Origin of the sequence: Citrobacter sp. MGH110 (assembly GCF_001037515.1) — a bacterium.
GTDB lineage: Bacteria > Pseudomonadota > Gammaproteobacteria > Enterobacterales > Enterobacteriaceae > Citrobacter > Citrobacter portucalensis.
Window position 1 is genome coordinate 659,771 of sequence record NZ_KQ089831.1, and the last position, 21,186, is coordinate 680,956.

Annotated in this window: 15 protein-coding genes and 1 other RNA gene; 3 read left to right on the forward strand and 13 right to left on the reverse strand. The window is 49.9% G+C overall.

The window, feature by feature from the left end; all coding sequences use genetic code 11:
• Window positions 1-12: 12 nt before the first annotated feature.
• From SK38_RS19175 to garP, 13 genes are all read right to left on the reverse strand, one after another.
• The gene (locus SK38_RS19175) at window positions 13-1,344 is read right to left on the reverse strand and encodes an SLC5/6 family protein (protein ID WP_020996346.1); all 1,332 of its coding nucleotides are present in this window, start codon (window positions 1,342-1,344) and stop codon (window positions 13-15) included.
• Window positions 1,345-1,913: 569 nt separating this feature from the next.
• Entirely contained in the window at window positions 1,914-3,278 is a 1,365-nt protein-coding gene (gene tdcG / locus SK38_RS19180) for an L-serine ammonia-lyase (RefSeq protein ID WP_048236822.1), read from the reverse strand.
• Between the two features lie 87 nt (window positions 3,279-3,365).
• Window positions 3,366-3,761 (reverse strand): enamine/imine deaminase, encoded by a 396-nt coding sequence (locus tag SK38_RS19185; RefSeq protein ID WP_048236823.1) that lies wholly within the window; start codon window positions 3,759-3,761, stop codon window positions 3,366-3,368.
• Window positions 3,762-3,774: 13 nt separating this feature from the next.
• The gene (gene pflB / locus SK38_RS19190) at window positions 3,775-6,069 is read right to left on the reverse strand and encodes a formate C-acetyltransferase (protein ID WP_043017750.1); all 2,295 of its coding nucleotides are present in this window, start codon (window positions 6,067-6,069) and stop codon (window positions 3,775-3,777) included.
• Window positions 6,070-6,097: 28 nt separating this feature from the next.
• On the reverse strand, window positions 6,098-7,306 hold the full coding sequence (gene tdcD, locus SK38_RS19195) for a propionate kinase (protein ID WP_048225677.1): 1,209 nt from the start codon (window positions 7,304-7,306) through the stop codon (window positions 6,098-6,100).
• Between the two features lie 31 nt (window positions 7,307-7,337).
• Window positions 7,338-8,669 (reverse strand): threonine/serine transporter TdcC, encoded by a 1,332-nt coding sequence (gene tdcC / locus SK38_RS19200; RefSeq protein ID WP_008785886.1) that lies wholly within the window; start codon window positions 8,667-8,669, stop codon window positions 7,338-7,340.
• Window positions 8,670-8,691: 22 nt separating this feature from the next.
• Window positions 8,692-9,681, reverse strand: coding sequence for a bifunctional threonine ammonia-lyase/L-serine ammonia-lyase TdcB (tdcB, locus tag SK38_RS19205; RefSeq protein WP_003828594.1), 990 nt, complete (start codon window positions 9,679-9,681; stop codon window positions 8,692-8,694).
• A gap of 98 nt (window positions 9,682-9,779) precedes the next feature.
• Window positions 9,780-10,718: a transcriptional regulator TdcA gene (tdcA, locus tag SK38_RS19210; protein ID WP_003828596.1), complete on the reverse strand. Its 939-nt coding sequence runs from the start codon at window positions 10,716-10,718 to the stop codon at window positions 9,780-9,782.
• Window positions 10,719-11,900: 1,182 nt separating this feature from the next.
• An RNA gene (gene rnpB, locus SK38_RS23385) (RNase P RNA component class A) lies at window positions 11,901-12,277 on the reverse strand.
• Window positions 12,278-12,309: 32 nt separating this feature from the next.
• On the reverse strand, window positions 12,310-13,455 hold the full coding sequence (garK, locus tag SK38_RS19215) for a glycerate 2-kinase (protein WP_032934186.1): 1,146 nt from the start codon (window positions 13,453-13,455) through the stop codon (window positions 12,310-12,312).
• A 65-nt stretch (window positions 13,456-13,520) separates the two neighbouring features.
• Window positions 13,521-14,411, reverse strand: coding sequence for a 2-hydroxy-3-oxopropionate reductase (garR, locus tag SK38_RS19220; RefSeq protein ID WP_003828600.1), 891 nt, complete (start codon window positions 14,409-14,411; stop codon window positions 13,521-13,523).
• 30 nt (window positions 14,412-14,441) lie between these two features.
• Window positions 14,442-15,212 carry a 2-dehydro-3-deoxyglucarate aldolase gene (gene garL / locus SK38_RS19225; RefSeq protein ID WP_008785889.1) on the reverse strand — a complete coding sequence of 257 codons (771 nt, stop codon included), beginning with the start codon at window positions 15,210-15,212 and terminating at the stop codon, window positions 14,442-14,444.
• Window positions 15,213-15,227: 15 nt separating this feature from the next.
• The gene (gene garP / locus SK38_RS19230; protein WP_008785890.1) at window positions 15,228-16,562 is read right to left on the reverse strand and encodes a galactarate/glucarate/glycerate transporter GarP; all 1,335 of its coding nucleotides are present in this window, start codon (window positions 16,560-16,562) and stop codon (window positions 15,228-15,230) included.
• Window positions 16,563-16,967: 405 nt separating this feature from the next.
• Here garP and garD point away from each other — a divergent pair, with 405 nt between their 5' ends.
• From garD to SK38_RS19245, 3 genes are all read left to right on the forward strand, one after another.
• Window positions 16,968-18,539 carry a galactarate dehydratase gene (gene garD, locus SK38_RS19235; protein ID WP_048236824.1) on the forward strand — a complete coding sequence of 524 codons (1,572 nt, stop codon included), beginning with the start codon at window positions 16,968-16,970 and terminating at the stop codon, window positions 18,537-18,539.
• A gap of 355 nt (window positions 18,540-18,894) precedes the next feature.
• Complete coding sequence (locus SK38_RS19240) at window positions 18,895-20,154, forward strand: ABC transporter substrate-binding protein (RefSeq protein ID WP_048236825.1); 1,260 nt, start codon at window positions 18,895-18,897, stop codon at window positions 20,152-20,154.
• Between the two features lie 78 nt (window positions 20,155-20,232).
• A complete protein-coding gene (locus SK38_RS19245) occupies window positions 20,233-21,177 on the forward strand; it encodes a carbohydrate ABC transporter permease (protein ID WP_048236826.1) in 945 nt (314 codons plus the stop codon).
• Window positions 21,178-21,186: the final 9 nt, after the last annotated feature.

Below are 21,186 nucleotides of genomic sequence, written 5' to 3' on the forward strand. Positions count from 1 at the left end.
TGCTCAAATATCTCAGGAAAATGCCAGGAACGGAGAAACGCACAACAGCAGGCCCGTGAAAATAATCAGATACAGGGAAGCGCCTTTGTATTTGTGCAGTGCAGGAACTTTGTAGACCAGCCAGGCCGGGATCAGACAACCCACCATGCCGAAGATAGGGCTACAAATAGAGGTGAAGCTCAGCACCGGCGCGTTGAGCACAATTGCGCTCCAGGCCAGCAGGATGGCAAAAATCATAATGCCGCGCTGAACAAAGGTTTCGTTGATTTTCTCAGCCGGCATATAGCGGCGCAGAATGTTCATCACGATCCCTTGAGTCGCTTCACGGAAACCTAAGTAGACACCGAAGAAAGCGGTCATAACGGCGAAAATGTTCAGAATAACGCTGACGATTTTCACCCAGCCAGCACCCGCACCATTGATAAATTGCGCGGCAATCGCCAGAGCGGAAATGTTCTGCTCATAAGCTTTAACCGCTTCGTCGTGGCCCATCGCCAACGTGAAGGAAACGGCGTAGAAAAAGACGGTAACAAACAGAATACCGAACGCGATGTTCATGGCACGCAGGGCTTTATGGCGCGCCACTTCGATGGATTTGTTGCGTGAACGGTATGAGATAACCATCGGGCTTAAGGTCTGAATAAACAGAATCGAGGTCAGCGTAAACGGCAGAGTGATGATCGCATTTTTGATCAGCAGCGCCATCGGCGGCAGTGAACCCGCGTTATGCAGATGCCACATCCCTACCATCGACACGCCAAGCGCTGCCACAACCAGCAGCTTGGTCATTACCATGCCGGTGGAGATTTTAAACAGCATTTGTTCCCCGCGTGACGAGATAGCCACCAGGATGCAAATCAGTACCAGGCCATAGAACGGGCTGTCGGACAGTAAACCTTCCGTCACACCAAACGTGTGCAGATAGGAGGCGCTGTCATTGGTGATGGCGGTGGAATAAACGAACATCCAGATAACCAGCATCACAAAATACAACGCACCTAACAGGATGCCCCAGTTCTTACCCAGATAGCCGCTGATCACGCTCGGGTAGTCTTTACACTCTGGGGACTCAGCCAGCGTGTTGATAAACAGGCGCTGGAACAGGTACATGGCTGGGTAGCCGATGATAGAGGAGAGCAAGAACACCCACAGCCCCATCAATCCTACCTGGACAGGAAGAAAAACAATCCCCGCGCCAATTGCCATACCGATACTCATAATGACCCAGCCGGTGTCCGTGCTGTCGAATTTAATGGCTTCACGCCATTCGCTTTCGGTCATTCCCGCCCGACGTGCCGGAGCAGATGCGTCGAGTATTACGCTACTATTCGTTGCCGTTTCCATAATTTCCCGCTCAATGTGTAGGTAGAGGTTTTTATATTTTTTTCGTACTGCATCAATGCGATACGCAGTACTTAGGTGCAGGTGAGCTATTGGAGTAATGAAGAAATCATACGCGTAGGATCAGAGAAAAACTTCACAAACAAACCCCTTTAATTTCTAAAAGTTAAGAAATACTTTCTCTTTTACATGAACATATGGGATTTAAATTCTATTTTTGAAGCAGATCACAACAAAAAATGTGCACCAAAGTGCTAATGCTGATCAGTTAACACCTCACCTTCTGCGTTTTTTGTTAAAACAGCAAAACAGATTTAACTGGAAGTCAGTGCGTTGAAGCGATGACCCCGGTCCGGCTGAAAATCGATGAGGCGTTGACGGCTGACCGGGACTGCCCGCAGGGATGCGGGCAGAGGGGACGGCCTGCATGGATGCAGGCTCGGCCCCGACCCGACAGGCAGACGGAATAAGACGAATAGCTCGCGCAGCGACGATTTTCCCGCCGGGAGCCTGGGATGCAAGGGAGCGGCGGCGCTTACGCCTTATCCGGCCTACAAACGCACCCTTTCATCTCAGGTACAAACTACTTTAATCGCCAGACCACCGCGTGACGTTTCGCGGTATTTGTCGTTCATATCTTTGCCCGTTTCATACATGGTCTCGATCACTTTATCGAGCGAAACGCGTGGCTCTGATGTGCGACGTAGCGCCATGCGTGCGGCGTTGACGGCTTTTACCGCGTTGATCGCATTACGCTCAATGCAAGGTATTTGCACCTGTCCAGCAACCGGATCGCAGGTCAGCCCCAGGTTATGCTCCATGGCGATTTCCGCCGCAATACAAACCTGCGACGGGCTACCGCCGAGCAACTCGGTCAGCCCGGCTGCCGCCATTGAACAGGCTACGCCAATTTCACCCTGACAGCCGACTTCGGCACCAGAAATAGAGGCGTTCATCTTATACAGCGCCCCTATCGCCCCCGCGGCCAGCAAGTAACGGGCAATGGAGTTTGCATTCACCGGACGGCGGAACTTGTCGTAATAGGCCAATACGGCAGGGATAATTCCACATGCGCCGTTGGTCGGTGCCGTCACAACCCTGCATCCGGCGGCGTTTTCTTCGCTCACGGCCAGCGCGAACATGTTGATCCAGTCAATAACGTTCATCGGGTCGCTGGACAGGTTATCGCTGGAAACCAGCAACCGGCGTAATGCTACGGCGCGACGCGGTACGTTCAATGGACCCGGCAGGACGCCTTCGGTGTTCATGCCGCGCTCAATGCCGGCGTGCATGACGTCCCAGATGGCGGCAAAACCAGCATCGATTTCTTCTTTGCTACGCATCGCCAGTTCGTTCTGCATCATCAGACCGGAAACGGATAGCCCGTTGCGCTCGCACAGTTTCAGCAGTTCGCTGGCGGAATGAAAATTATAGGGCACGTGTGCTTCAACATCATGCGCCTGACCAAATTGCTCCTCTTCAACGATAAAACCACCGCCGACGGAGTAATAGGTTTTGCTTAATAGCGTCTCGGTGCCGTTCCATGCGGTGATACGCATGCCATTTTCATGGCGCGGCAGCGTTTCGGCGTGAAAAAGAATATTTTTATCTGGAGTGAAATCGACAATATGCGTGCCCTCTGCAACCGGTAAACGTCCGGTACGGGCCACTTCCTGAATAAAGCCAGCGATTGAATCTATATTAACGTTTTGCGGACTGTTACCGGCCAGTCCCATTATGATGGCGACGTCTGTCGCATGACCTTTTCCGGTCAGGGAGAGCGATCCGTAAAGATCGACCACAATATGCGTAGCCTTGGGGAGTTCCCCACAGCTGACCAACAGATCGATAAAGCTTTTACCTGCGTTCATTGGCCCCACGGTATGGGAGCTGGAAGGTCCAATGCCAATCTTAAAAATATCGAATGCGCTAATCATATCCACACCCTCGGATTGCCGTTCAGTGAAGACCAGGTTTCACACTCATTAAGGATCGGGGCGATCCTGAGATCGCCCCGCAAGGGATTACAGCGTGTCGCCACGTACGGCGATGGCTTCAATCTCCAGTTTCACATCCTTTGGTAAGCGGGCGACCTGCACGCAACTGCGCGTGGGGTAGATTGCCTTATGCTCATCAAAGAACTGCTGGTACACCTGATTAATGGTGGCGAAGTCGTTCAGGTCAGAAACGAAAACGGTCGTCTTCACGATATCGCTCACTTTCAAACCTGCGGACTCGACGATCGCTTTCACGTTTTCCAGGCTTTGACGCGCCTGATCGGCTACGTTTTCTGCCACTTCACCGGTCTGTGGACATACCGGGATTTGACCTGACGTCAACACCATGCTGCCCAGAACCACACCCTGTACGTAAGGCCCAATCGCCCCTGGCGCACATTCGGTTGCAATTACTTTTCTCATAGTCCCTCCGGCGTCAGAGCGCCTGGGTGAAAGTACGTGAAATAACATCCTGCTGCTGTTCGCGGGTCAGCGCGTTGAAGCGCACCGCATAACCAGACACGCGGATCGTCAGGTTCGGATAGTTTTCCGGGTGCTCAATGGCATCCATCAACATTTCACGGTTCATAACGTTAACGTTCAGATGCTGACCACCTTCCACATGTGCTTCATGGTGGAAGTAACCGTCCAGCAGACCGACCAGGTTGGTTTTACGCACTCCATCCTCTTTGCCCAGCGCTGCCGGCACAATGGAGAAGGTGTACGAGATACCGTCTTTGGCATAGGTGAACGGCAGTTTGGCAACCGAGGTTAACGACGCCACCGCACCTTTACGATCGCGGCCGTGCATCGGGTTCGCCCCTGGCGCAAACGGCGTACCTGCGCGACGTCCGTCCGGCGTGTTACCGGTTTTCTGTCCGTACACCACGTTGGAGGTAATGGTCAGAATGGACTGCGTCGGCACCGCGTTACGGTAGGTTGGCAACACCTTAATTTTCTTCATAAAGCGTTCGACCAGGTCGCAGGCAATGCTGTCTACGCGCTCGTCGTTGTTACCGTATTGCGGATAGTCGCCTTCGATTTCGAAATCAACTGCCAGACCATTTTCATCACGAATCGGTTTCACGCGAGCGTATTTGATAGCCGACAGAGAATCCGCCGCCACGGACAGACCCGCCATACCACAGGCCATCGTGCGATAGACATCACGATCGTGCAGCGCCATCAGCGAAGCTTCGTAGCTGTACTTGTCGTGCATGTAGTGGATGATGTTCAACGCGCTGATGTACTGCACGGCCAGCCAGTCCATAAAGTGGTCCAGGCTCTCCATCACCGTGTCGTAGTCCAACACGTCATCCATCAGCGGTGCCGTTTTCGGCCCGACCTGGATTTTCAGTTTCTCATCCACGCCGCCGTTGATTGCATACAGCAACGTTTTGGCGAGGTTGGCACGCGCCCCGAAGAACTGCATTTGCTTGCCGATAACCATCGGGCTGACGCAGCAGGCAATGGCATAGTCATCGCTGTCAAAGTCGGCACGCATCAGATCGTCGTTTTCATACTGCAAAGACGAAGTGATGATAGACACCTGGGCGGCGTACTTTTTGAAGGCTATCGGTAGCTGCTCAGACCACAGCACCGTCAGGTTCGGCTCAGGTGCCGGGCCCATGGTGTGTAGCGTATGCAGGTAGCGGAACGAGTTTTTCGTCACCAGCGTGCGGCCATCCAGTCCCATACCGCCGATAACTTCGGTCGCCCAGATTGGGTCGCCTGAGAACAGAGTGTCGAATTCCGGCGTACGCAGGAAGCGCACCATACGGATCTTCATAATGAAGTGGTCGATCAGCTCCTGCGCCTGCTGCTCGTTTAAAATTCCCGCTTTGAAATCGCGCTCAATGTAGATGTCGAGGAACGATGCGGTACGGCCCAGCGACATAGCGCCACCGTTCTGAGATTTCACCGCAGCCAGGTAAGCAAAGTACACCCACTGCACCGCTTCCTGCGCATTACGCGCCGGACGGGAGATATCGCAGCCATATTTCGCCGCCATTTCCTGCATTTGCAGCAGGGCGCGGCGGTGCTCAGACAGCTCTTCGCGCAGACGAATCGTGGCTTCAAGATTCTGGCCCCACTCCAGGTTCGACTGGAGATCGGCAAACTGCAGTTCACGCTCACGCACCAGATAGCGGATACCATACAGCGCGACGCGGCGGTAATCACCGATGATACGACCACGACCGTAACCATCCGGCAGGCCGGTCAGCACGCCGGATTTACGGCAGCGCAGCATATCCGGAGAGTAGGCGTCAAATACGCCCTGGTTATGGGTTTTACGCAGTTCAGTAAACTGGTATTCAAAATCAGCATCCATCTCACGACCATAAGCATCAAAAGAGCTTTTGATCATATTGATGCCGCCAAACGGATGCAGAGCACGCTTGAGCGGCTTATCCGTTTGTAGACCGACGATTTTTTCCAGTTCTTGTTCAATATAACCGGCGTCATGCGCGGTTATCGTGGTCGCAATATTGGTATCGAAATCAACCGGCGCGTGCGTCGAGTTTTCAATACGGATGCCCGCCATAACTTTTTCCCACAATGCAGTGGTCGCAGGCGTTGCTTCGGCGAGGAAAGATTCATCCCCTTCATAAGGCGTATAGTTGTGCTGAATAAAATCACGGACATTAATTTCTTCTTTCCAGTCCGTACCTTTAAAGCCATTCCAGGCTTCGGCATACAGCATATCGCTGGTATCGATATTTACCTTCATGAAAAATAATCTCTCTGCTGAAATTTAATTATGCAAATTCTACTGGTGTATTAATTTTGCCTAAGGCAATGGCATCACGCGCAATCATTTTCTCTTCATTTGTGGGAATAACCGCACAAATAACACGAGCATCTTTATTAGAGATAATTCTTTCGCCATGGGAATTTGGCAGGCTATTCATTTCGCTGTCGATATTCACCCCTAAAACGGCGAGATGTTCAATAACCAGACGACGAATTAATACCGAGTTCTCACCAATTCCGCCAGTGAAAATAATCCCATCAAGACGATGCAGCGATGCGGCATGTCCGGCGATATGGCGTGCAATACGATGCACAAACGTTTTAATCGCCAGCTGCGCACGCTCATGTCCTTCGTGCCAGGCTTTTTCTAACGTACGTAAGTCAGAGGACAAACCGGAAATACCCAGTAAACCGGACTCTTTATTCACTACGCGCTCAAGGTCGCCGAGCGTCTGGTTGGTTTCGCTGGCAATCCACGCCATGGCGCCGAAATCGACGTCTCCACTGCGGGTGCCCATCATCAGCCCTTCCAGCGGCGTCATGCCCATTGAGGTATCAACGCTCTGTCCATTACGTACCGCACAGATTGACGCGCCGTTGCCCAGGTGCGCTACAACCAGACCGGAGTCATCACTCTGCAGTTCGAGAAGCTCATGCGCCCGTTGAGAAACATAGCGGTGCGACGTGCCGTGGAAGCCATAACGACGAACGCCCAACTCCTCATAATATTTCCACGGTAAACCGTACAGATAGGCCTCAGGGGCCATCGTCTGGTGGAAGCTGGTATCAAATACCGCGACCTGCTGCACGCCTGGGAAAAGGTGCTGAGCAGATTCAATCCCGCTCAGGTTCGCATAATTATGTAGCGGTGCTAATGGCGATACCCGGCGAATATTGTCGATAACTTCGTCAGTAATAATTGCTGATTCGGTAAAGATATTTCCGCCGTGGGCAATGCGGTGGCCAATTAAGGCCACGCTGTCCATTAAATTACGTTTCTCCAGTTCAACGGCAATTGCTTTTAATGCGTCTTCGTAGCTGTGGTGAGCCAGCTTAGCTGGCTCTCCTCCATTAATTGCTATGAACGCATTTTCAGAGTTAATACCGTCTGCAATTCCCGCCATTAAAACTTCACAGTTTGCTGCATCCAGCACTGAGAATTTAATGGAAGACGAACCACAGTTAATAACCAGTACTACCGGAAACTCATTCATTTCACTACTCCGCTCATCCTGAGCTTAAGGATTAAAACAGTTTGTAGACGATGTTCAGGATGGTCAGCAGACCAATCACGGTAACAAACACGTTATCCAGACGGCCACGGTATTTCGCCAGTGATGGCGCTTTACGGATGGCATACATCGGCAGCAGGCAGAGCAGAGAGGCAATAATCGGCGCGCCCATTGCTTCAATCAGGTCCAGGATGTTCGGGTTGGCGTAAGCCACAACCCAGGTGGAGCCCATGATGAAGATCATGCTGATGGTATTAAGTTTGCCGGCAGAAACTTTCGTTTTATCGCCTTTATAACCAAACTTCAGCACCAGACCGTTCAGACCTTCCAGCGTGCCCAGATAGTGGCCGAAGAAAGATTTGAAGATAGCAACCAGGGCGATGATTGAAGCCCCGTACTCCAGAACAGTTGCGAAGGTGGACTTCGTACCGGACAGTGAAGCGAAGTGGTTTGCCAGGTAAGACAGCACAGGAATGTTTTGCGCTTTCGCATCCGCCATGTTTGCCGGAGAGAGCGTGAACAGGCAGCTAAAGGCGAAGAACATTACCACCGCAACCATCAGCATACTGGCGCGGGAGATGATTTTAGAACATTTCTGCTCGGTGAATTCGCGACCGTAATCTTTCTCATACTCTTCACGTTTAGAGACGACGAAGGAAGAAACAATCGGTGAGAAGTTGAAAGAGAACACCATGATGGAAATACCCAGCCATACGGTAACCAGGATGCCGTCATGGCCAGTCAGGGCGATATTGCTGATATCAACCTGATCGATAACCGCAGAGTTCCAGTAAGGGATCAGGGACAGAGAAATAAGCACCAGGCTGGCAATGAACGGCCATACCAGGTAGCTCATCACTTTAACCATCAGATCTTTACCAAACCAGATGACGAATGCCATCAACAGCAGCAGGAACAGCGCCACGAAGCCACGGTTTAACGCTGGCATCTGCAGCTGGTTTTCCCAGAAGGTCATAAAGGTGTTGGTAATGGTGACGCCATAAATCCACAGCAGCGGACAAATCGCAAAGAAGTAGAGGAACGTGATAACCACGCCGCCCGTTTTACCAAAGTGCTCTTCAACCGTTTCTGTGATGTTACCGGAAGGGTTAGAACCGGAAAGACACAGGCGTGCCAGCGCACGGTGGCAATAGAAGGCGATGGGGTATGCTAGCACCAGCATGATCAGAATGGGGATCAGTCCGCCAAAACCTGCGCGGATAGGGAAGAACAGCACCCCAGCGCCGATGGCTGTACCAAATAAACCCAGTGTCCAGGTGGTGTCCGATTTGCGCCAGGACGACTGTTTTGTCTGGCTGGATACAATGCTATCAGTAGTACTCATATCCTATCCTCAACGAAGTATATTAAGCGTCAACTAAACCAGTAATTTGAGATACACGAGAAAGGTCGATATTACCGCCAGAAATAATGCTGACTGTTTTTCTGTTCTGGATATAGCTATCTAATTTCCCGCTTAATAATGCTGCGCATGCCAGCGCGCCGGCACCTTCAGTCACAACTTTATTTCGCTGAATTAATGCCACCATGCTGTTGCGAATTTCATCTTCGCTGACCAGGACAATGTCATCCACCAACTCACGAACAATTTCATACGTTAAAGTACCCGGGCGGGAAACGTCACAACCATCCGCCAGGGTGCCGGTCGTTCGGTGCGTGGTTATTTCTCCAGCGTGGAAAGAAGCCGCCATGCCGTGAACGTTTTCAGACTGTACGCCAATAATTTTAATGGTCGGGTTAATAGATTTAATTGCCACCGCAATACCAGCAATCAGTCCACCACCGCCAATTGGCACAATCACGTTATCGACATCGTACAGATCTTCCAGAATTTCCAGACCAATAGTGCCCTGACCAGCAATAACTTTCGGGTCATCATAAGGTGGAATAAAGATGCGGCCTTCAGTTTCCACAATCTCGCTAACCTTAGCGATGGTGTCGTTGAAGTTGTCGCCGTGCAGTACAACTTCTGCGGAATAATCGCAGGTTGCCGCTACTTTAGACTTCGGTGCGCCTTTCGGCATCACCACTTTGCCATCGATTCCGAGCATAGCGCAGGAGAGAGAAACACCTTGCGCGTGGTTACCTGCAGAGCAAGCCACCACGCCCTTACATCTTTCAGCTTCGGTTAATGAACTGAGCTTGTTAAAAGCACCACGGATTTTAAATGAACCGGTACGCTGCATGTTTTCAAACTTGAGGAAAATTTCCCCTTTGCAACGTTCACTAAAATAGTTAGAGCGAGGCATTCCCGTTTTATAAATTTTCCCCGCAAGTCTTTTTTTCGCTTCGAGGATATCTTCAATTGCAACTGGGAGATCGTATGTAATGTGCATTAGAACCTCTTACCTGGGTATTAAAGTAAATAGATAGCCGTGACCATTGTCAGATATAGACAAATGGCGTTTATTTCGTGTTAAAACAAATTTAATCTTTAATCAATTTCAATTAATTGCCTTCGTCTCCGACAATTATATGATGAATACTCTTTGGCTAATTCCACCAAAATAGATGCTGCTTTTTTAATTCGATAATTTTTCGACCACACGGCGGCATAACGCGCGACGGGTAAGGTTTCTTCTACCGGGATAGTAATAAACTGGTTTGAGCCAAACGGTGTGGTCATATCGCAGGGAATTACTGTTAAGAAATCAGCATTGAGAACAAGATTATAAATCGTAACGACAGAGTCTGTTTTAACGATGTTTTCACTGCTGATGCCATTATTCTGTAACGTGGTAAGAAGTTCGCTGTAGTACCCCATATTCGTTTGTGGCAACACCCACTGTTCGTTTTTCAACGCGCTCAGCGAGGTGATGCCGGTGCATGTTCGGGACTTGCTGGCAACCAGGATAAAGTCTGACTCAAAGAGCGGCTCAACATGCAGATCGTGCAGTTTCATCTCATCACTCAGCGTACCGATGGCGAAATCCAGACGTCCGTCACGAATCGCCGGTAAGAAGGAGGAGAGCTGAGCTTCATACATAGAAACCTGCGCTTTCGGGAACACTTCTTTGAATTTTTTAATCATGCCGGACATGATGGTGAAGGCGATCAGTGAAGGAAAGCCAAACGACACATCAACGACCGCATTGCTCGTCATACTGTTCATCTCATCAACCATGTTTTTCATTTCACGGGTAATAGATTCAGACCATGAGAGCATCACCTGACCTGCCTGAGTCAATGTCACACCAGTATTTTTACGTACAACTAACTCAATACCGAAATAAGCCTCTACATCATTAATGATTTTGCTGACAGCCGGTTGAGTTAAACCTAATTCTTTTGCAGCTGAGCCGATAGAACCGCTTCTAATGACTTCCTGAAAGACCACTAAGTGCTGTGTTTTAGGGAGTGTAATAGTATTCATATCGACCTGCGTTAATTACTTTGTTGACGGCAGGAAGTGTACCAAATTAAGCGAACAAGGATATGTGCTACCCCTCACAAATCCCCTTGACTTACATTTTGTAAGACTATCGTTAAAATTTAAATCACTTAATAATCATATAGATATGAATTATCGATCTCACTTTATCCTGACTTTAGTCAAAAAAAGATGGGGGGATAACGATTTTTTATGGCTATAACACCCCCATTTTTTCCACTATTTTTTAAAACCATGAAAGGCTATATTTCAATCAATTACAGAACAATTATCAGGCAAGATGGCGCTTAAATTTAATAAACAACTTATCAAATTTAATTATATTTTAATGATTATGGCGATTAAATAACGTTATGCATCACATTTTTTCGCCACATTTGTTTGTAAAGAAACATTGCATTTATTAAAATTCAATCTAAATAATACAAACAATTATCATATGCAACATTATATTAACACTGATTTTGTGCGATTTATTAGCAAGTAATTTTGTGATGGCGATCGATTGCGTTCGATTATTCTCGAGAAAAACGTATCGCACAGCGTTTTGTGTTGGTCGTCACAAAATTAGAAATATCCACCGACACATTCCCCTCAGATAAAAGAAATTTGGTGCATAAATAATAGGGATATAAAAATTAGATAGGAAGGAAATAAGCGCCTGCATCCTCGAAAACCAATCTCAATGCTCGCTGTAAAACCTCTGCCGGATGGCGGTGTAAACACCTTATCCGGCCTACAAAACCAGTCTCTCCCCTAGTAGGCCTGATAAGCGCAGCGCCATCAGGCATGGCAACCTGCCCAGAAAGCAAAAACCCCGCCGAAGCGAGGCTTTATAAAGAGTGAAGCTGACCGATAAGCCGCGTTCTTTTGAGCATAGCGTCGTGGACAGTCATTCATCTGGCTTACCCAGAAAGCAAAAACCCCGCCGAAGCGGGGTTTTATAAAGAGTGAAGCTGACCGATAAGCCGCGTTCTTTTGAGCATAGCGTCGTGGACAGTCATTCATCTGGCTTACCCAGAAAGCAAAAACCCCGCCGAAGCGGGGTTTTATAAAGAGTGAAGCTGACCGATAAGCCGCGTTCTTTTGAGCATAGCGTCGTGGACAGTCATTCATCTGGCTTACCCAGAAAGCAAAAACCCCGCCGAAGCGGGGTTTTATAAAGAGTGAAGCTGACCGATAAGCCGGGTTCTGTCGTGGACAGTCATTCATCTAGGCCAGCAATCGCTCACTGGCTCAAGCAGCCTACCCGGGTTCAGTACGGGCCGTACCTTGTGAACCCCTATTTGGCCTTGCTCCGGGTGGAGTTTACCGTGCCACGGACTGTTACCAGCCGCGCGGTGCGCTCTTACCGCACCCTTTCACCCTTACCTGATCCCACTTGCGTGGGCCATCGGCGGTTTGCTCTCTGTTGCACTGGTCGTGGGTTTCCCCCCCAGGCGTTACCTGGCACCCTGCCCTATGGAGCCCGGACTTTCCTCCCCTCCGCCCGTCTCCCCCGAAGAGGACGACGACGAAGCGGCGACTGTCTGGTCAGCTTCGGCGCGCAGTATAGAGGGTTTGCGGGGCAATGTCACCCCGCACTGCGCATTCCTATCGCTAACGTGGCAGCGATGTTTCTTGAGGCGCGATAAATATTATCAAATGCCCCACGGAAGGCCTCTTCCAGCGTGCTGATGCTGGTCAATACGCTAAATACCGCATCGATACCATATTGATGCACGACCTCCACATCGCGCGTCAGGCTGCCGCCAATACCAATAACCGGCTTGTGGTACTTCTTCGCGACATTCGCCACGCCTACCGGCACTTTGCCGTGAATGCTCTGGCTGTCGATCCGCCCTTCGCCGGTCACCACCAGCGTACAGTCGTGAATATGCTCTTCCAGATTGAGCGCCTGGGTCACAATCTCGATACCGCTGCGCAGCTCGGCGCCTAAAAAAGCCATTAATGCCGCGCCCATTCCACCTGCCGCACCGGAGCCTGGCACATCTTTCACATCAACCCGCAGAGACTTTTTAATAATGTCGGCATAATGAGACAGATTACGGTCCAGTTCGAGAATGCGTTCTTCCGTCGCCCCTTTCTGCGGGCCAAAAATGCGCGAAGCGCCAGAATCGCCGATGAGTGGATTAGTCACATCACAGGCCACGCGAATGGAACAGGTTTTTAAGCGCGGATCCAGACCCGAGATATCGATGGAGTTCAGACTCATCAGGCTTCCACCACCATAGCCAATTTCTGTCCCGTTGGCGTCGCAAAGTTTTGCCCCCAGCGCCTGCACCATACCCGCGCCACCGTCGTTGGTGGCACTGCCGCCGATGCCAATAATGATGCTCTGCGCACCGCTATCCAGCGCCTGCAAAATCAGCTCTCCGGTACCGCGTGACGTAGTGACTAAAGGGTTGCGCTTTTCAGGAGGCACCAACGCCAGACCGCTGGCTGCCGCCATTTCGATAAACGCAGTTTTACCATCTCCAGACATGCCCCAGCAGGCATTCACTTTTTCGCCCAGCGGCCCCGTTACTTGCGCTGAATGTTCACTCCCTTGCGTCGCGGCAATCATGGCTTCAACCGTTCCTTCGCCGCCATCGGCAACCGGAACAGAAACATATTGCGCATCGGGGAAAATTTCCCGAAATCCTTTTTCTATTGCCTGAGCTACCTCGGTGGCAGAAAGGCTTTCTTTATAAGAGTCTGGGGCAATTACGATTTTCATAGTTATGTAGCCTGACTGTGCCGCGCAAGGCAAGAAATACAGGGCGCACATCCGCGCCCTTCTTGTTAGCGAGTGACTTCCACTTTCGCCAGTTTTTCGTAGTAGCATGCGAGCGCACTGTGATCGGCAGTACCCAATCCATCTGCGCGTAGCGCCTGCATCATCTCCATGACTGCTGCAGTCAGCGGCAACTGAGCGCCAACGCCATGAGAGGTATCCAGCGCGTTCGCCAGGTCTTTGATATGCAGGTCAATACGGAAACCTGGTTTAAAGTTGCGATCCATCACCATCGGCGCTTTCGCATCCAGCACGGTGCTGCCTGCCAGCCCGCCACGGATCGCCTGATACACCAGATCCGGATTCACACCCGCTTTGGTCGCCAGCGTCAGCGCTTCAGACATCGCGGCAATGTTCAGCGCCACAATCACCTGATTCGCCAGCTTGGTAACGTTACCCGCACCAATTTCACCGGTATGCACCACGGAGCCTGCCATCGCTTTCAGCAGATCGTAGTACTTGTCGAAAATCGCTTTATCGCCGCCGACCATCACCGACAACGTGCCGTCAATCGCTTTTGGCTCGCCGCCGCTGACCGGCGCATCCAACATATCCACGCCTTTCGCTTTCAGCGCGTCGCTAATTTCACGGCTGGCCAACGGTGCAATGGAGCTCATGTCGATAAGCACTGTGCCCGGTTTCGCCCCTTCAATAATGCCGCCTTCACCCAGTGCCACTTCCTTAACATGCGGAGAGTTCGGCAGCATGGTGATGATCACATCACACTGCTCAGCGATATCTTTCGCCGTGGCGGCAGTTTCAGCACCTGCGGCAATTACTTCCGCAATGGATTCCGGGTTACGGTCAGCAACCACCAGCGAGTAACCTGCCTTGAGGAGGTTTTTACTCATTGGTTTACCCATAATACCGAGGCCAATAAAACCAACTTTCATTGTCATGTCTTTATCTCTCTCTACTGTCGATGGTGGTTATTTCTTAAAAGAATCAGCCAGTTTCTGCGTGGCTGAACGGAACACGCCAAGGTCGCTGCCAACGGCAACAAACGTCGCGCCCCACTCCAGATAACGACGCGCATCCGCCTCTACCGGGGCCAGAATGCCGCTTGGTTTGCCGTGTGCTTTCGCGCGGGCAAAAATGTGCTGGATAGCTTTCTGCACATCAGGATGTGACGCATTGCCGAGGTGACCTAGCGCCGCAGCCAGATCGCTTGGTCCAACGAAGACACCGTCAACGCCTTCTGTCGCCGCGATTGCGTCAACGTTATCAACGCCCTGCTGACTTTCGATCTGCACGATGATGGTGATGTTCTTATTCGACTGCGCAAAGTAGTCCGGTACGGTGCCAAACATATTGGCGCGATGGGATACGGACACGCCGCGAATACCTTCCGGCGGATAGCGGGTCGACGCCACAGCGTTAACCGCTTCTTCTTCCGTCTCAACGAACGGGATCAGGAAGTTGTAAAACCCGATATCCAGCAGACGCTTGATAATTACCGGCTCGTTGGTTGGTACACGCACTACCGCCGCGCTGTCGCTGCCTTTCAGCGCCATCAATTGCGGAATAAACGTCGAGATATCATTCGGCGCATGTTCGCCATCCAGTACCAGCCAGTCAAAACCTGCCAGGCCTAAAACTTCGGTACTGATTGGGCTGGCCAATGCAGACCAGCAGCCAATCTGAATTTGTTGCGCCGCGAGGGCCGCTTTAAACTTATTCGGGAAAATCGTGTTATTCATCGCCTATACCTTTGTTTATTTCTGCAATTCCATACGTTTAATGTCACCGACAATAAACAGGTAGCAAACCATTGCCATCAGCGCCGAGCACCCTACAAACATCAGCGCAGCATTAAATGAGTGCAGCTCGCTCACCAGATACCCAATCACCAGCGGGGTGACGATGGAAGCCACGTTGCCAAATACGTTAAATACCCCACCGCACAGACCGACAATCTCTTTCGGCGCGGTATCGGAAATCACCGGCCAACCCAGCGCGCCGAAACCTTTACCGAAGAACGCCAGCGCCATCAGCGCCACCACAAGAGCGGTATTATCGGTGTAGTTACACAGAATAATGGTCGATGCGAGCAACATGCCGAGCACTATCGGCAGCTTACGCGCCAGGGTAATGCTGAAACCACGTTTAATCAGATAATCAGAGAACACGCCGCCGAGCACACCACCGAAAAACCCGCACAGTGCCGGAATCGAAGCCACCAGGCCCACTTTCAGAATCGACATACCTTTTTCCTGAACCAGGTAAATCGGGAACCAGGTGAGAAAAAACCAGGTAATTGTGTTGATAAAATACTGGCCAAAGAACACACCAAGCATCATACGATTTGTCAGCAACTGCTTGATATAATGCAGTTTAGGACCACCTGACTTCACATCGCCCGGTTTTTTATGGTCCATATCCACGACCGCGCCGTTTTCAGAGATAAACTTCAACTCTTCTTGCGACATGCGCGGGTGATCGGTTGGGTTATGAATAAACTTTACCCACAGTCCGGTAAGCACAAAACCAATCACGCCCATCACGGTAAAGACGTGCTCCCAGCCCCAGGCGAAGGTCAGCCAGCCGAGCAGCGGGGAAAACAGCGCCAGGGAGAAATACTGTGCGGAGTTAAAAATCGCAGATGCCGTGCCGCGCTCTTTCGTTGGGAACCAGGCCGCCACGATACGGGCATTAGCCGGGAAGGATGGCGCTTCCGAGAAGCCCAGCATAAAGCGCATGATGAACATTGAAATACCCGCCCAGGCCAGCGGGAACATGTCCACAAAGCCCTGCAGGAAGGTAAACAGTGACCAGAAGAACAAACTGTAGGTGTAGACTTTCTTCGAGCCGAATTTATCCAGCAGCCAGCCGCCGGGGATTTGCATCAACAGGTAAGCCCAGCCGAAGGCGGAGAAAATGTAACCCATTGAGATGGCGCTGAGATGTAACTCTTTCGCCACTTCAGTTCCGGCAATAGACAGCGTCGCACGGTCCGCATAGTTAACGGCTGTAACAATAAATATTATCAGCAATATTAAATAACGGGTGTGCGTACCTTTCTTTTTCTCGACAACTGTATCCAATATCATTCTATTTACCTCGGGCACATAAAAGGTTTTTATTATTATTTTGTGAGTGTTTCTCGCGATAAATTACCGATAATAAAAATAGATAATAATTTATCAGACGTTATGAAACCGTGATTTAGTATAATCATCAGCACAACGTTAATCATTGTGCAAGCGCTCATTAAATACGCGTTATTAAATTAATGTTTTGGGCATATGCACACAAGCATGGGCGCTAATGCACACATTTACGTATTGCTACCCCTGGTGACGCGGCCTTGCTGAGTTTAAGTGATCATCGTCACATTCTTCACGTTAAACTCCTGACATTCTTATTTCACGATACCGAATCTTTATTACTTACAATTAGATTCAAAATATAAATATCCACACTATTATCACCACCTTGTTGGAGAATACTGGACAATGGCCGACATCGAAATCAGACAAGAATCGCCAACGGCGTTTTATATTAAAGTTCACGAAACAGATAATGTGGCGATAATTGTCAATGACAATGGTCTGAAAGCCGGAACGCGTTTTCCGGACGGACTGGAACTCATTGAACATATTCCCCAGGGTCATAAAGTGGCGCTATTGGATATTCCTGTTCATGGCGAAATCGTGCGTTATGGCGAAGTGATAGGCTATGCCGTTCGCGATATCCCACGCGGCAGCTGGATTGATGAATCAATGGTTGAGCTGCCCAAAGCCCCGCCGCTGGAGACGCTGCCGCTGGCAACTAAAGTGCCAGAGCCGCTGCCACCGCTAGAGGGCTATACCTTCGAAGGTTACCGCAATGCTGACGGTAGCGTAGGTACCAAAAATCTACTCGGTATCTCCACCAGCGTGCACTGCGTAGCGGGCGTGGTGGACTATGTGGTGAAAATCATTGAGCGCGATCTGCTGCCTAAATACCCGAACGTTGACGGTGTGGTGGGGCTCAATCATCTGTACGGCTGCGGCGTGGCGATCAATGCTCCAGCCGCCATCGTGCCGATTCGCACCATTCACAATATTGCGCTTAACCCGAATTTTGGCGGTGAAGTGATGGTCATCGGCCTCGGTTGCGAAAAACTGCAGCCTGAGCGGCTGCTGGAAGGCACGCACGATGTGAAAAGTATTCCGGTCGACAGCGCCAGTATCGTCAGCCTGCAGGATGAAAAGCACGTCGGCTTTCAATCGATGGTCACCGATATTCTGCAGGTGGCCGAATGTCATCTGGCAAAACTCAATCAGCGCCAACGTGAAACCTGCCCGGCTTCAGAACTGGTGGTCGGCATGCAGTGCGGCGGTAGCGATGCGTTTTCCGGCGTGACGGCCAACCCAGCGGTGGGTTATGCCTCCGACCTGTTAGTACGCTGCGGCGCGACCGTAATGTTCTCTGAAGTAACCGAAGTGCGCGATGCCATCCACCTTCTGACCCCACGTGCGATTAACGAAGAAGTAGGTAAACGCCTGCTCGAAGAGATGGCCTGGTACGATAACTACCTTGATATGGGCAAAACGGATCGCAGCGCCAACCCTTCTCCTGGCAACAAGAAAGGCGGTCTGGCAAACGTGGTGGAAAAGGCGCTGGGTTCGATTGCCAAGTCTGGCAAGAGCGCGATTGTCGAAGTATTGTCGCCGGGTCAGCGTCCAACCAAACGTGGCCTGATTTACGCTGCAACCCCCGCCAGTGATTTTGTTTGCGGTACACAGCAGGTCGCTTCCGGGATCACCGTGCAGGTGTTCACTACCGGTCGCGGTACGCCATATGGCCTGATGGCCGTGCCGGTGATTAAAATGGCGACACGCACCGAGCTGGCCAACCGTTGGTTTGACCTGATGGACATTAACGCGGGCACCATCGCCACCGGAGAAGAAACCATTGAAGACGTGGGTCTGAAACTGTTCGAATTTATTCTCGACGTTGCCAGCGGGCGTAAGAAAACCTTCTCGGATCAGTGGGGACTGCATAACCAGCTGGCGGTGTTTAACCCGGCGCCAGTGACCTGATTATCGAAACGAAAGCCAACGAAAAAACGGGGATTTATCCCCGTTTTTTATGTCTATGTAACAACAAATAAAGTGATAACGTTCTCATTTTAAGAGGTTTTTTCAAACATCTGTTTTTTTCGATTCAAACCTACAAAATGAACCTAACAATATGAAATTAAACGAAATAATGTCACCATTGTTTTATGTTATATTTTCGTTTTGATAAAAGAGAAACCTACCGAAAGACGACCTTGTTTTAATGCGATAATCCCCTATTTTTTACCGCTTTGACTTTCTCCGATGTAAAACAGATTATTCATAGGCTCCTGTAATTTACCTCATAAGCATTCTGACCTGAATAAAGAGGGAAGTTATGTATACCCTGAATAAAAATAATGTCGCATTGGCCTGTCTTATTTCCTGTTTACTGGCAACTCCTGTCGTCGCGAGTGCTGAAGGCCAATCGGACGCAAAGCCTGTTAAATTACGCTACACGTTATGGGACCGTAATCAACTCCCTGGCGAACAACAGCTCGTTAATGAATTCGAAAAAAACAACCCTGGCATCAAAGTCGAAATTGAATTAACACCTTATGACCAATATTTTATCAAGCTAAGTTCAGCAGTCGGCGGAAATGTAGCACCGGATGTATTCTGGATGAATATGCCTAATTTCCAGCAATATGTTAAAAATGGCATGCTGGAACCACTGAGCAATTATCTGAAAGAGAAATCAGCGCCGAAACTGGATGATTTTGTTAAAAGTTCAGTCGATGCCTATCAATACCAGTCGCAGCAATATGCCATCCCAAGGGATATTGATGCAATTGCCGTCTGGTACAACAAAAAAATGTTCGATCAGGCTGGCGTGAGCTATCCCGATAAAAACTGGACATGGGACGATTTAAAACAAAAATCAGAGCAGTTGCGTAAAGGGCTGGATAAACAGTCTTATCCACTGGCAATGGAATTCAGCAGCGGACAGGACAGTTATTTTAACCTGCTATTACAGGCTGGCGATAAAATTGTCCTGCCTGAGGGCAAAACGGATGTTGCCAATGACAAAGCCATCGCCGTCTATCGCGATGTTCAAAGCATGCTGAACGCGGGACTAATCCAACCGCCAGGCGAGATGGAAGCCTCGGATGTCTTCCAGTCAAACCGGGCTGCCATGGTCTACGCAGGCTCATGGTGGGCATTACCCTTCTCTCAAAATGAGCTGATTAAGGATCACATCGGCGTGGTACCAATGCCTAAAATGGCAGAGCAGGCAGGTGTATCCCATAGCCTGGCATTTGCCATGTCAGCAAAAAGTCAGCATAAAGATGCGGCGTGGAAGTTCATTGAGTTCATGAGTTCTGAGCATGCGCAGCAGACGCTGGCTACGGGAAAAGTCGTGATCCCCGCTAACCAAAAAGTGGCCAAAGAGTGGGCTGAAGGCTTTAAGGGTATTGATGTTTCAGCCTATATCGATTCATTGGCTTTCTCACATAAATATCCAACCGCAGGCTCCAATACCGCCAAGTGGAATAGCATTCTGAATGATGGCTTGAAAAAAGTCTGGACGGGTACTGACCCAGAAAAAGTCATGCCTGGTGTTGCAAAACGCGTTGAACGAGAAATGCAGAAATAATCCTGAGGGAGCCATGCTCCCTCTCGCTTTCGCCCACGCAATATATTTTGGTTGCACAGTGAGCATCCCGGAGTCTGTATGAGCTATTCAGATGAAGCTGCATCCCCACAATTACCAGCCAGGGAAGTGCACAAAAAATCCCTGACCAAGCTGGAAAAAGAAGAACGCTTCTGGGGATGGATAATGATTATGCCGTTACTGGCGGGGTTAATTGTTTTTTACTTTACTCCATTCTTCCAGAACGTTTTTTATAGTTTCACCGACCTCGGCGAGTTTCAGATCTGGACGACGATCAGCTTAGATAACTATATTAATTTATTCAGCGATGATGAGTTTCGTTCAGCAATATATAACACCCTGGCCTATGTTTTTATTTGCGTACCGATAATCACCGTTTTGTCATTACTGCTCGCAATTGGCCTGAATCAGGCGATTCGCGGTCAGTGGTTGTTTCGCACGCTGTTATTTCTACCCGCTGTCACTATGCCTGCGGCCATTGCTATGGTCTGGCAGTGGTTGATGAACCGAAACTTCGGCTTAATTAATCAGATCCTGGCTTTTTTCGATCTTCCGGCCATCGGTTGGTTATCCGATCCCGATGTCGTCCGCCTGAGCGCCTCGTTGGTTATCATCTGGTCGGCTATTGCGCTGAAGATGATCATTCTGCTCGCTGGATTGCAGGGGATCCCCAAACAAATTTATGAAGCGATGTCGCTGGATGGCATCAGCAAATTGCGTGGATTCTGGTCTATTACCTTACCGCTAATGATCCCAACGCTGTTTTTCGTACTGGTGATCTCTTTTATCGAAACGCTGCAAATTTTCGATGTGGTTTATCTGCTGTTTGGCAGTTCATCCATGGTGGACGATCAGACGATGACCATCGCCTATCTCTTCTATAAATACGCCTTTATCTACCATGAAAAAGGGTATGCCTCAGCAATCGCCGTGGTGATTTTCGTTATCACGATGGTCCTGACGCTGCTGCAAATATGGATTGGTAAACGACTTAAAGCACAGTGAGGCACCACG